Below are 12,920 nucleotides of genomic sequence, written 5' to 3'. Positions count from 1 at the left end.
TGGACGATTTGTCCAAGCTTTCTTCTATGTTCATTCTAGTGCAAGGCCATACTGATAAAGTTCAGAATAAACAAGGCATCTAGAATCCAAATCATACTGTGAACCTCTTTGGCTTCACCTTTGACAAGTTTAGTTACTGTATAAGTAATAAAACCTGCTGCAATCCCATTTGTGATGGAATAACTGAATCCCATAAAGATAGAGGTAAAGAAGGCTGGTACAGCTTCTGTTATATCATCCCAATGGATGTTTTTCAAGCTACTCAACATCATGATCCCAACGATGATCAAAATCGGTGCTGTCGCTGCTGTCGGTACAATAGCAAGAAGGGGACTAAAAATACTTGACACTGCAAAACAGAGGGCTACGACAAGGGCTGTCAAACCAGTCCGTCCACCAGCTCCGATACCCGCAGCTGACTCAACATAAGTCGTTACATTCGAAGTACCTGCAATAGCACCAACAGATGTCGCTACGAGGTCTGAATAAAGGGCTTTATCCAATTTAGCGGATTGATGATTTTCACCATTTGTGGCAACAATACCAACTTTTTCACCAGTTCCAATCAAGGTACCAATCGTATCAAAGATATCTGTCAAGGAGAATGCCAAGATGGCCATCAAGGTTTCAGGAAGACGAGAAGTATTGGTAATCAAAGAACCTAATCCTTCTGAACCAAGTGCAGCTCCAAAAATTTTGCCAAGATCATTGACAGCTGCTCCAAGATGGGTACTACCAAAGTCAATCGTTGAAAGATCAACAATTCCAAACACAATACCGAGGATTGTTGTCGTAAGGATAGAAAGGATAATTCCTCCTTTAATGCCCTTGATGACAAAGAAAACAGTAATGGCTAAGCCAGCCAAGGCAAGGAGGACTGTCGGACTATTGAAACTAACAAGTCCTGGGACCGCTGCAGAATTTGCTGTAATCGCTGCATTCGCTTTGTCAGCCCCTTCTCCTGCCACCGTATAGGTATGCGGATCAATCGAAAACTTCAACAAGCCAGCATTTTTAATTCCGACATAGGCCAAGAAAATTCCGATACCAGCTGAGATAGCTGAACGCAAAGCATTTGGAATGGACTCAATAATCATTTTCCGAACATTGGTTAATGTGATAATCAATGAAATTAGTCCGCAAATAAAGACCATTCCCAAGGCTTCTTTCCAAGAATAGCCCATCCCAAATACCACTGTAAAGGTAAAGAAGGCGTTCAAGCCCATCCCTGGTGCTTGGGCATAAGGCAGATTCGCATAGAAAGCCATCATGAGAGTCCCAACGACTGAACCAATAATGGTTGCTAGAAATACTCCTTGAGCAGGCATTCCTGTTTGGGAAAGCATTTGAGGGTTTACAAACAAGATATAAGACATGGCAAAGAAGGTCGTTAAACCAGCTAATACCTCTGTACGAACCGTCGTTCCGTGTTCAGATAGTTTGAAAAACTTATCCATTTTTCTAATAAACTCCTTAAAAAAAATAAATCTGCTCGCGACTCAATCACGAACAATACTAATATCTTATCAAATATCATTCACTTTTACAAGAGATTCATCTGGATAATCTTTTGTGCCACATCATTTACTATTTGAAAAACTGAAATTTTCCTGTTTATCTGGTATAATGGTAGCATTCTTCTTAAAATATGGCACTTCTATACTCCTTATTTAGAGTTCGAAAAACCATACAAATGAAAGGATTCTTCCTATGAATAAAAAACTAATCGCTGTCGATTTAGATGGCACCTTATTAAATTCTGAGAGCAAATTATCATCCTATACGATTAAAACCATCCAGAAAGTCAGTGAACAAGGTCATCGGGTCATTATTACAACTGGGCGTCCCTATCGAATGGCAGAACACATCTATAAGGAATTGGGATTGGAAAGTCCCATGATTAACTTTAACGGCGCTCTCACTCATATTCCAAATAAAAAATGGTCGAAAGAACTATCCATGACCCTTGATAAAAAATACCTCCTCGATATGGTCGAGAGAGAAAATGACATCCAGGCGGACTTTATTGCAGGAGAGTATCGCAATAAGTTCTATGTCACCCATACCTACCACCATACGATTGATCCCGCCTTATTTGGGGTTTCAAAAATCTCCTCCAAAACAAAATTCGAAGCCCGTAAAGTTACCGAAAACCCAAACGCCATCCTCTTTCAAACACGCGCTGAAAATAAGTATGCTTTAGCCGAAGAAATGCGTGATTACTACCATCACGAGCTAGAAATCAATAGCTGGGGTGGTCCCCTCAACATTCTGGAATGTGCTCCAAAAGGCGTCAATAAGGCCTTTGCCCTCAACTATCTCCTCGAGACTTACGGACTTGATCGGAAAGACCTTATCGCCTTTGGAGACGAACAAAACGATACAGACATGTTGGCTTTCGCAGGAACTGGTTATGCAATGAAAAACGCCAATCCTGTCCTCCTCCCCTATGCCGATAAACAAACCGAGTATACAAACGATCAGGACGGTGTTGCTCGTCAACTAGAAAAACTCTTCCTATAAATAGAGAGAATCGCTTGAATCACCTTTTACAAGAAAGGATTCAAGCTTTTTTGTTTTCTCAAACATACGAAACTTTATAGGGACTTTCTCTGAAAATAATTTAACCAGTTAAGTTTATTTTCAGAAAATTTTCTATGTAAACGCTTGCTAACTGATGGAGTTTGTGATAAAATTAACATAACAAAAATAAAAAAGGAGCCTAGCTCGTTTCATACGATAATGATTCAAGTGATGTTACTTCTCGTTTTATTACCGTCTCTAATTCAACTAAGCTCTTGAGGAGGAAAACTATGAAAGCTGTTGTTGTAAATCCAGAAGGTACTGGTGTTGAAATTGTTGCAAACAAGGAGATGCGCCCATTAGAAACAGGGGAAGCTCTTGTTCAAATCGAATACTGTGGTGTCTGCCACACGGACTTGCACGTTGCTCACGGAGACTTCGGTAAAGTTCCAGGCCGTGTTCTTGGACACGAAGGAATCGGGATTGTTAAAGAACTTGCTCCAGATGTGACAAGTTTAAAAGTTGGTGACCGTGTCAGTGTTGCTTGGTTCTTCGAAGGATGTGGCACTTGTGAATACTGTACAACTGGTCGCGAAACTCTTTGCCGTACTGTAAAAAATGCTGGTTACTCTGTTGATGGAGGAATGGCTGAACAATGTATCGTAACTGCAGACTACGCAGTAAAAGTACCAGAGGGATTAGATCCAGCCCAAGCTTCTTCTATTACCTGTGCCGGTGTTACAACCTACAAAGCTATCAAAGAAGCCAAAGCTGAACCAGGCCAATGGATCGTTATCTATGGAGCTGGTGGCTTGGGTAACTTAGCTGTTCAATATGCCAAGAAAGTCTTCAACGCTCATGTCATCGCTGTTGATATCAACAATGATAAACTCGAATTGGCTAAAGAAGTTGGGGCAGACTTTGTCATTAATGGTCGTGAAGTCGAAGATGTCCCAGGATTGATCAAAGAAAAAACAAATGGTGGAGCTCACTCTGCTGTCGTAACAGCCGTTTCTAAAGTAGCCTTCAACCAAGCAGTAGATTCAGTTCGTGCGGGTGGTCGCGTTGTTGCAGTCGGACTTCCTTCTGAAATGATGGAGCTCAGCATTGTGAAAACAGTATTAGATGGTATCCAAGTCATCGGTTCTCTTGTAGGAACTCGTAAAGACTTGGAAGAAGCCTTCCAATTTGGAGCAGAAGGCTTGGTCGTTCCAGTTGTTCAAAAACGTCCAGTAGAAGATGCTGTCAAAGTCTTTGACGAAATGGAAGCCGGAACCATTCAAGGACGTATGGTACTTGACTTCACCAACTAATCAACTCAACCTATTAGACCAGCCCAAATGGACTGGTCTTTTTTAGTTTCTCACAAACAGGACCTGCAAGGGGTTGCTATATTTTTATTTTACCTATTAGAAGCTACTACTACTCTTTTTAGAAACTTTGGTTCCCCTTCATTCCCCTCTTGTCAAGGAATTCCAAAGGATTTTCGAATTTAATGGCTAGATATAGATATTAATAATTCAATATATTAAAACCTATCTTTTTCCTTTAATTTAGTACTGAAAAATTGACTTTATCATGAAAACGTTTTATAATAGATAAGCTTAAAGTTTTCTTAAACTGAAAGTCAAACAAATTTTATAAGGAGGAATGTCAATAATGAGTATTGGTATCATTATTGCTAGCCACGGTGAATTTGCAGCTGGAATCCACCAATCCGGCTCGATGATCTTTGGGGATCAAGAGAAAGTTCAAGTGGTTACGTTCATGCCAAGTGAAGGCCCAGATGATCTCTATGCTAAATTCAATGCTGCTGTTGCCGCATTTGATGCAGAAGATGAAGTCTTGGTTTTGGCTGACCTTTGGAGTGGTTCTCCATTTAACCAAGCGAGTCGCGTTATGGGAGAAAATCCAGAGCGTAAATTTGCGATCATCACTGGATTGAACCTGCCGATGTTGATTCAAGCTTATACAGAGCGTTTGATGGATGCAACTGCTGGCGTTGATAAAGTTGCTGCAAACATCATCAAAGAATCTAAAGATGGAATCAAAGCTCTTCCAGAAGAATTGAATCCTGTCGAAGAAGCAAGCACTGCTTCAGCTACTCCTGTTGCCCAAGCCGCTATTCCAGAAGGAACAGTGATTGGTGACGGAAAACTCAAGATTAATCTTGCCCGCTTAGATACTCGTCTACTTCACGGACAAGTCGCAACTGCTTGGACACCTGATTCAAAAGCGGATCGAATTATCGTAGCTTCAGACTCAGTTGCCAAAGATGAGCTCCGTAAAGAGTTGATCAAGCAAGCAGCACCGAATGGTGTGAAAGCAAACGTTGTCCCAATTCAAAAATTGATCGACGTTGCAAAAGATCCACGCTTTGGTGAAACACATGCTTTGATCTTGTTTGAAACACCTCAAGATGCCCTTCGTGCCATCGAGGGTGGTGTTCCGATTAAAACCTTGAACGTTGGTTCAATGGCCCACTCAACTGGTAAAACCATGGTTAACAATGTCTTGTCAATGGACAAAGAGGATGTGGCTACATTTGAAAAAATGCGTGATCTTGGAGTGGAATTTGATGTCCGTAAAGTGCCAAATGACTCTAAGAAAGATTTGTTTGACTTAATTAACAAAGCTAACGTTCAATAATCGATTACTTACGAAAGGATTTTAAACATGTCTATTATTTCTATGGTATTAGTGGTCGTTGTTGCCTTCTTAGCAGGTCTTGAAGGTATCCTTGACCAATTCCAATTCCACCAACCACTTGTTGCTTGTACCTTAATCGGTTTGGTAACAGGTAACTTGACTGCCGGTGTTATGCTTGGTGGTTCCCTTCAATTACTTGCACTTGGCTGGGCCAACATTGGTGCCGCAGTTGCACCCGACGCTGCTCTTGCATCAGTCGCCGCTGCGATTATCTTGGTTCTTGGTGGTGACTTTAGCTCTAAAGGAATCGCTGTGGCTCAAGGTGTAGCTATTCCACTTGCAGTTGCTGGTCTTTTCTTGACCATGATCGTCCGTACTCTCTCCGTTGGTTTGGTCCACACTGCCGACGCTGCTGCTAAAAAAGGTGATTTCAAAGGCGTAGAACGCGCTCACTTTGTAGCCCTTCTCCTTCAAGGTCTTCGTATCGCCATTCCTGCAGCCCTTCTTTTGATGATCCCTGCTGACACTGTTAAAGGTGCTCTTGAAGCGATGCCTGCTTGGTTGTCAGACGGTATGCAAATCGGTGGTGGTATGGTCGTAGCCGTTGGTTACGCCATGGTTATCAACATGATGGCAAGCCGTGAAGTTTGGCCATTCTTTGCCATTGGTTTTGCTCTTGCTGCCGTTAGCCAATTGACCTTGATTGCTCTTGGTGCAATTGGTGTTGCCCTTGCCTTGATCTACCTTTCTCTCTCTAAGAAAGGTGGCAATGGAGGTGGCGGAGTTGCTACTTCTAATGACCCAATCGGCGATATCCTTGAAGACTATTAAGAAAGGTGTGACACTATCATGACTGAAAAATTACAATTATCTAAATCAGATCGTCAAAAAGTTTGGTGGCGTTCAACCTTCTTGCAAGGTTCTTGGAACTATGAACGGATGCAAAACTTGGGTTGGGCTTACTCATTGATCCCAGCTATCAAAAAACTTTACACGAAGAAAGAAGACCAAGCGGCTGCTCTTGAGCGTCACATGGAGTTCTTCAACACTCACCCATACGTAGCTGCTCCAATCATCGGGGTAACTCTTGCCCTTGAAGAAGAAAAAGCAAATGGCGCTGCCATCGATGATGCCGCTATCCAAGGGGTTAAGATTGGTATGATGGGACCTTTGGCGGGTATCGGAGATCCTGTCTTCTGGTTTACAGTTCGTCCAATCCTTGGAGCACTTGGTGCATCTCTTGCCTTGACTGGTAATATCCTTGGTCCACTTATCTTCTTCTTTGCTTGGAATGCGATTCGTATGTCCTTCTTATGGTACACCCAAGAACTTGGCTACAAAGCAGGTTCTGAAATTACCAAAGATATGTCTGGTGGGATCTTGCAAGACATCACTAAAGGAGCTTCTATCCTCGGGATGTTCATCCTTGCTGTTTTGGTAGAACGTTGGGTATCTATTAAATTCATCTTTAATGTTTCTTCTGTCAAATTAGACGACAAAGCTTATATCCACTGGGATAAACTTCCTGAAGGATACAAGGGTATCCAAGAAGCCTTCGCTCAAGTTGGTTCAGGTCTATCTCAAACACCTGAAAAAGTTACGACTTTCCAACAAAACTTGGATTCATTGATTCCTGGTTTGATGGGATTGCTTCTTACTTTTGCTTGTATGTGGTTGCTTAAGAAGAAAGTATCTCCAATCACTATCATCATCGCCCTCTTTGTAATCGGTGTCTTGGCACACGTTGCTGGCTTGATGTAAGCAAAGATCAACAAAAAAGAAGGTTTCGACCTTCTTTTTATTATGGTATAATGAAATGAACATTGTTACAGGAGGATCACATGGCGCAATCACAGAATAAAACCGTTGAATTCCATACCACTGGTGTCTCTTATCTAGGTGTTGGTGGAAAGGTTGGAAAAATCCTAGTTGGGAATGTCGCTTTTGAATTTTATGCGGATGCTAATGTAGAAGACTACGTCCAAATTCCCTGGAAAGAAATCGAACAGATTGGAGCCAACGTATCCGGGCGTAAAATTAGCCGCCATTTTGAAATTTACACTAAGGAAAGCAAGTTTCTATTTGCTTCTAAAGACTCGGGGAAAATCTTAAAAATTGCCCGTCAACACCTTGGGAATGATAAAATTGTCAAGTTACCAACCTTGATCCAAACCATTAAAGCTAAAATTAAAAATCTATTTGCAAAATAGCTCCTTTTCTTGTATAATAAACGAAAACGGATAAGTAAATTAAGGAAATCTTTCAGAAAGTCTGCGGTTGCTGTGAGCAGATAGAGGACTTAATTGAAATTCTACCGTTTATCAAAAAATTGAAGATCAAATCAAGTGCACACCTGTGAAGTTGGATGGAACCGTGGCCCTGCCACTCCAACACTGTAACAGGTGTGCTTTTTGTTAAAGGAGAAGCTATGTTAGATATTAAACGAATTCGTACAGACTTTGATACAGTTGCTGAAAAATTAGCGACACGTGGCGTAGACGCTGCTATCTTAAACGAAATGAAAGAGATCGATGCCAAGCGTCGTGACATCTTGGTCAAAGTAGAAAGCCTCAAGGCTGAGCGTAACACAGTATCTGCTGAAATCGCCCAAGCCAAACGCAACAAAGAAAATGCAGATGATAAGATTGCTGCCATGCAAACTCTCTCTGCAGAAGTCAAAGCACTAGATGCAGAATTGGCAGAAATCGATGCGAAATTGACAGAATTTACTACGACTCTTCCAAACATCCCTGCTGATAGCGTACCTGTTGGGGCTGACGAAGACGATAACGTAGAAGTTCGCCGTTGGGGAACTCCTCGCGAGTTTGACTTCGAACCAAAAGCTCACTGGGACCTTGGAGAAGACTTAGACATCCTTGACTGGGAACGTGGTGGTAAAGTCACTGGCGCTCGTTTCCTCTTCTACAAGGGGCTTGGAGCTCGCTTAGAACGTGCTATCTACAATTTTATGTTGGATGAGCATGGCAAGGAAGGATACACAGAAGTCATCACCCCTTACATGGTCAACCACGATTCTATGTTTGGTACTGGTCAATATCCAAAATTCAAGGAAGATACTTTTGAACTCAGCGACACCAACTATGTCTTGATTCCAACTGCTGAAGTGCCACTGACCAACTACTACCGTGATGAAATCATTGATGGTAAAGATCTACCAATCTACTTTACTGCTATGAGTCCATCTTTCCGTTCTGAAGCTGGTTCTGCTGGTCGTGATACTCGTGGTTTGATTCGTTTGCACCAATTCCATAAGGTAGAAATGGTCAAATTTGCCAAACCGGAAGAATCATATGAAGAATTGGAAAAGATGACAGCCAACGCTGAAAACATCCTTCAAAAACTCAACCTTCCATATCGTGTCGTGGCTCTCTCAACAGGAGATATGGGCTTCTCAGCTGCTAAGACTTACGACTTGGAAGTTTGGATCCCTGCTCAAAACACCTACCGTGAAATTTCAAGTTGCTCAAACACAGAAGATTTCCAAGCACGTCGTGCTCAAATCCGTTACCGTGACGAAGCAGATGGTAAAGTCAAACTTCTTCACACCTTGAACGGTTCTGGATTGGCTGTTGGACGTACCGTCGCTGCTATTCTTGAAAATTATCAAAATGAAGATGGTTCTGTAACCATTCCTGAAGTCCTTCGTCCATACATGGGTGGCGCTGAAGTCATCGCACCAAAATAAGAAAAAACTGAGTCTTGCAAATTGCAAGCTCAGTTTTTTAATATTTACGAAAACGTTGGTAACGTTGCTCTAGAAGTTCTTCTAGAGGCAAGGCTTGTAGCTCCTTCAATTCTGCTTGGATTTCTTTCTTCACTTGAGCTAGTAATTCGCCATTGGAAAAACCATGCTCCGGAATCACCTTGTCCACAATATCCATATTCAACAACTCATGCGAAGTAATCTTCATCAATTCAGCTGCTTCCATGGCACGACTACCATCTTTCCAAAGAATAGAGGCAAAACCTTCTGGACTCAAGACCGCATAGATGGAGTTCTCAAGCATCCAGACCTTATCTGCTACAGCAAGAGCCAAGGCCCCACCAGAACCACCTTCTCCGATGATAATCGCGATAATCGGAACTTTTAAATCACTCATTTCCATGAGGTTACGGGCAATTGCTTCACCTTGTCCCCGCTCTTCAGCGCCAACACCAGGATAAGCACCCGCTGTATTGATAAAGGTCACAACTGGACGGCCAAATTTCTCCGCTTGCTTCATGAGACGCAAAGCTTTTCGATAGCCTTCTGGGTGGGGTTGGCCAAAGTTTCGACTGAGGTTGTCCTGAAGATTCTTTCCTTTTTGAATCCCGACAACCGTTACCGCTTGATCCCCTAACCAGCCAATTCCACCAATCACTGCACCATCATCTCGGAAATTTCGATCTCCATGCAATTCGATAAAGTTATCAAAAATTCCATGTGCATAATCGAGAGCTGTCAAACGTCCTTGGTCACGAGCTTCTTTAATAATTTGTGTTATTCTTGTCATTACTTCCCTCCATGAAAGGCTAACAAGTCTGCGATTGTTGAACGCATTTCACTACGCTGGACAATCACATCCACAAAGCCATGCTCTTGCAAAAATTCAGCCTTTTGGAAATTATCCGGCAACTGTTCCCGTACAGTAGACTCGATCACCCGTCGACCTGCAAATCCCACAAGGGCTTGACTCTCTGCAATGATAATATCTCCTTCCATTGCAAATGAAGCCGTTACCCCTCCTGTTGTTGGGTCTGTTAAAACCGTCAAATAAAACAAGCCTGCTTTTGAGTGTCTTTGAACAGCTGCAGAGATTTTAGCCATCTGCATCAAACTGACGATTCCTTCTTGCATCCGAGCGCCACCAGAAGCTGTAAAGAGCACGACTGGGAGCTTTTCTTCTGTCGCCAATTCAAATAGACGCGTAATCTTTTCACCGACCACAGAGCCCATAGAAGCCATGATGAAATTAGAATCCATAATACCAAGAGCCACTTGATGGCCCCCGATCTTTGCAGTTCCTGTTAGCACAGCTTCATCAAGTCCTGTCAATTCACGAACAGCCGCCAATTTCTTCTTGTAGTTTGGAAACTTAAGCGGGTCCTTGGTCTCAATACCCGTAAACAATTCAATAAAGCTTCCTGGATCAATCGTCAATTGAAGTCGCTCAACCGCAGAGATGCGGAAGGTATAACCACACTTCGGACACAGACGTTCACTTCCTAGATCCTTTTGGTAAATCGTATGTTTACAACCCGGACACTGAGAAAACAACTCATCTGGAACCTCTGGTTTTGGCTGAGGTGCTTCAATGGCCGACCGATTGGGATTAATTCGAATGTACTTATCTTTTTTAGAAAATAAAGCCATCAACTTCTCCTTACTTGGTAAAAGAACTTTGTAATTGTGCGCGTTCATTCCTTGTGAAAATGAATCTCACATTTACAAAGTTCAATGCTTATTGATTTTTCTGATAATTTGGTAAAAATGTCTCCATCAGAAAGGCGGTATCGTAGTCACCAGCAATCACGTTCGAATCTGAAATCAAATCCAATTGGAAATCACTGTTGGTCATTACACCATCAATTTCCAACTCATAGAGGGCGCGTTGCATCTTCATCAAGGCATCAAAACGATTCTCTCCATGGACAATGATTTTGGCAATCATACTATCGTAGTAAGGTGGAATCGTATAGCCAGGGTAGACAGCTGAATCCACGCGCAAGCCGACTCCTCCACTTGGAAGATAGAGATTGGTGATTTTTCCTGGGCTAGGTGCAAAGTTAAAGGCAGGATTTTCTGCATTGATCCGGCATTCAATGGCATGACCAGAAATTTGAATATCTTCTTGGCTTACAGACAATTCTTGCCCAGCAGCAATTTTAATTTGCTCTTTCACGATATCAATTCCTGTGACAAATTCTGTCACGGGATGCTCGACTTGAACCCGAGTGTTCATCTCCATGAAGTAAAATTCGCCTTTACCTTCATCGTAAAGAAACTCGATTGTCCCAGCATTTTCATAGCCAACAGATTCTGCTGCGCGGACAGCTGCAGATCCGATTTGGTCTCGAATTGTCTTACCGATTGCTACGGATGGAGATTCTTCGAGGACTTTTTGGTTGTTTCTTTGAAGGGAACAATCCCGTTCACCCAAATGAACCACATGCCCAAATTGGTCAGCCAAGATTTGAACCTCAATATGACGAGCTGGGTAGATGACGCGTTCAAGGTACATAGCTCCATTGCCAAAGGCCGCCTTAGCTTCTGTCGAAGCAGATTCAAAAGCTGGAACTAGGTCCTCTGCCCGTTCTACTTTACGGATCCCTTTACCGCCACCTCCAGCTGACGCCTTGAGCATGACAGGATAGCCAATCCGATCAGCAACTTCCAAGGCTTCTTCAGCTGTATGAACTTCACCATCTGATCCTGGAATCACAGGTACACCTGCTTTGATCATTTGTGCTCGGGCATTAATTTTATCACCCATCATATCCATGACAGATCCTGATGGTCCGATAAACTTAATCCCTACTTCTTCACACATGGTGGCAAACTTCGAATTTTCACTCAAAAATCCAAACCCTGGGTGAATCGCTTCTGATCCAGTCAAAACTGCTGCAGATAAAACAGCATTCATGTTTAAATAAGACTCAGTTGACTTGGCAGGCCCAATACAAACTGCTTCATCCGCTAGTAAGGTATGCAAGGCTTCCTTATCAGCCGTTGAATAGACAGCGACTGTTTCAATTCCTAATTCACGAGCAGCTCGAATAATCCGGACCGCAATTTCACCACGATTCGCGATTAAAATTTTTCGGAACATAGAAACCTCCCTAGTTACCAATTGCAAATGTTAGGGTCCCGCTAGCAGCTAATTTCCCATCGACTTCCGCTTTTGCTTCCACGACCGCAATCGAACCACGACGCTTGACAAAGGTAGCCGTCATCACGAGCTGATCTCCCGGAACGACTTGTTTTTTGAATTTAACCTTATCCATTCCAGCATAAAAGACTAATTTCCCTTTATTTTCTGGTTTGGATAATTCTAAGACACCGGCAGTTTGTGCCAAGGCTTCCATAATGAGGACACCTGGCATTACTGGGTAGCTTGGAAAGTGCCCATTAAAGAAGGGCTCATTGATCGTCACATTCTTAATGGCTACAATCGTATCCTCACTTGTTTCAAGGACGCGATCCACCAACAACATCGGATAGCGATGCGGAAGAGCCTCTTTAATAGCTTGAATATCGATCATTTAATCCGTACCAATCCTTTCCCAAACTCAACCATTTCTTCATTTGAAACAAGGATTTCAGTGACAATTCCATCCTTTGGTGCAGGAACTTCGTTCATAACTTTCATCGCTTCAATAATCAATAGGGTTTGGCCTTTTGAAACGCTATCTCCAACCTGAACAAAAGCTGGTTTATCTGGACCTGAAGCTAAATAAGCTACACCAACAAGAGGACTTTCAACCACTTCCCCTTCTGCTGCTACTGCTGGACTTGCTTCAGGAGCTGGTGCTGAAGGAGCAACTGGTTCTTCTGCAAGAACAACAGGGCTCTCAACAGCAGGCACCACTTCCTGAACTACAGGAGCTGGCGTAGCAGGTTGTGGGCTAGCTACACTGCCAGTATTTTTACTAAATGATAGCACATCCGTTGCATTTTGATAGCTAAATTCACGAAGACTAGATTGGTCAAATTGACTCATTAGGTCTTTAATCTCTTGAATATTCAC

General features: G+C 42.6%; 13 protein-coding genes. 7 read left to right on the top strand and 6 right to left on the bottom strand.

The features are described from left to right. Window positions 1–35: 35 nt before the first annotated feature. Complete coding sequence (locus tag ADH27_RS01820; RefSeq protein ID WP_048715229.1) at window positions 36–1,457, bottom strand: NCS2 family permease; 1,422 nt, start codon at window positions 1,455–1,457, stop codon at window positions 36–38. A gap of 253 nt (window positions 1,458–1,710) precedes the next feature. On the opposite strand from ADH27_RS01820, the gene ADH27_RS01815 reads away from it, so the two are divergent. The 7 genes from ADH27_RS01815 to serS all read left to right on the top strand — a co-directional run bounded on the left by ADH27_RS01815 (window position 1,711) and on the right by serS (window position 8,878). After that, window positions 1,711–2,523 (top strand): Cof-type HAD-IIB family hydrolase, encoded by an 813-nt coding sequence (locus ADH27_RS01815; RefSeq protein WP_048715226.1) that lies wholly within the window; start codon window positions 1,711–1,713, stop codon window positions 2,521–2,523. 290 nt (window positions 2,524–2,813) lie between these two features. Further along, a complete protein-coding gene (adhP, locus tag ADH27_RS01810) occupies window positions 2,814–3,836 on the top strand; it encodes an alcohol dehydrogenase AdhP (RefSeq protein ID WP_048715224.1) in 1,023 nt (340 codons plus the stop codon). Between the two features lie 346 nt (window positions 3,837–4,182). Further along, the gene (locus tag ADH27_RS01805; protein ID WP_048715222.1) at window positions 4,183–5,172 is read left to right on the top strand and encodes a PTS sugar transporter subunit IIB; all 990 of its coding nucleotides are present in this window, start codon (window positions 4,183–4,185) and stop codon (window positions 5,170–5,172) included. Between the two features lie 27 nt (window positions 5,173–5,199). Beyond that, window positions 5,200–6,003: a PTS mannose/fructose/sorbose transporter subunit IIC gene (locus tag ADH27_RS01800; protein WP_048715220.1), complete on the top strand. Its 804-nt coding sequence runs from the start codon at window positions 5,200–5,202 to the stop codon at window positions 6,001–6,003. 18 nt (window positions 6,004–6,021) lie between these two features. Next, window positions 6,022–6,933, top strand: coding sequence for a PTS system mannose/fructose/sorbose family transporter subunit IID (locus ADH27_RS01795; protein ID WP_006596896.1), 912 nt, complete (start codon window positions 6,022–6,024; stop codon window positions 6,931–6,933). Window positions 6,934–7,013: 80 nt separating this feature from the next. Next, window positions 7,014–7,382, top strand: coding sequence for a DUF956 family protein (locus ADH27_RS01790; protein WP_048715218.1), 369 nt, complete (start codon window positions 7,014–7,016; stop codon window positions 7,380–7,382). Between the two features lie 218 nt (window positions 7,383–7,600). Continuing rightward, complete coding sequence (gene serS / locus ADH27_RS01785; RefSeq protein ID WP_048688786.1) at window positions 7,601–8,878, top strand: serine--tRNA ligase; 1,278 nt, start codon at window positions 7,601–7,603, stop codon at window positions 8,876–8,878. 37 nt (window positions 8,879–8,915) lie between these two features. Here serS and ADH27_RS01780 read toward each other — a convergent pair whose 3' ends face one another. The 5 genes from ADH27_RS01780 to accB all read right to left on the bottom strand — a co-directional run bounded on the left by ADH27_RS01780 (window position 8,916) and on the right by accB (window position 12,920). Beyond that, on the bottom strand, window positions 8,916–9,686 hold the full coding sequence (locus ADH27_RS01780; RefSeq protein WP_048715216.1) for an acetyl-CoA carboxylase carboxyl transferase subunit alpha: 771 nt from the start codon (window positions 9,684–9,686) through the stop codon (window positions 8,916–8,918). Next, entirely contained in the window at window positions 9,686–10,546 is an 861-nt protein-coding gene (accD, locus tag ADH27_RS01775; RefSeq protein WP_006597410.1) for an acetyl-CoA carboxylase, carboxyltransferase subunit beta, read from the bottom strand. The genes ADH27_RS01780 and accD overlap by 1 nt, the downstream gene beginning before the upstream one ends. 88 nt (window positions 10,547–10,634) lie before the next feature. After that, complete coding sequence (locus tag ADH27_RS01770; RefSeq protein ID WP_048715214.1) at window positions 10,635–12,002, bottom strand: acetyl-CoA carboxylase biotin carboxylase subunit; 1,368 nt, start codon at window positions 12,000–12,002, stop codon at window positions 10,635–10,637. Window positions 12,003–12,012: 10 nt separating this feature from the next. Beyond that, a complete protein-coding gene (fabZ, locus tag ADH27_RS01765; RefSeq protein ID WP_006596902.1) occupies window positions 12,013–12,435 on the bottom strand; it encodes a 3-hydroxyacyl-ACP dehydratase FabZ in 423 nt (140 codons plus the stop codon). Then, a complete protein-coding gene (accB, locus tag ADH27_RS01760) occupies window positions 12,432–12,920 on the bottom strand; it encodes an acetyl-CoA carboxylase biotin carboxyl carrier protein (RefSeq protein WP_048715213.1) in 489 nt (162 codons plus the stop codon). The genes fabZ and accB overlap by 4 nt, the downstream gene beginning before the upstream one ends.

The sequence above is a fragment of the Streptococcus sp. 343_SSPC genome, from assembly GCF_001072385.1.
Lineage (GTDB): Bacteria > Bacillota > Bacilli > Lactobacillales > Streptococcaceae > Streptococcus.
The sequence above is the reverse complement of the archived record's forward strand: the minus strand, read 5'-3'. Positions and strand labels throughout refer to the sequence as shown.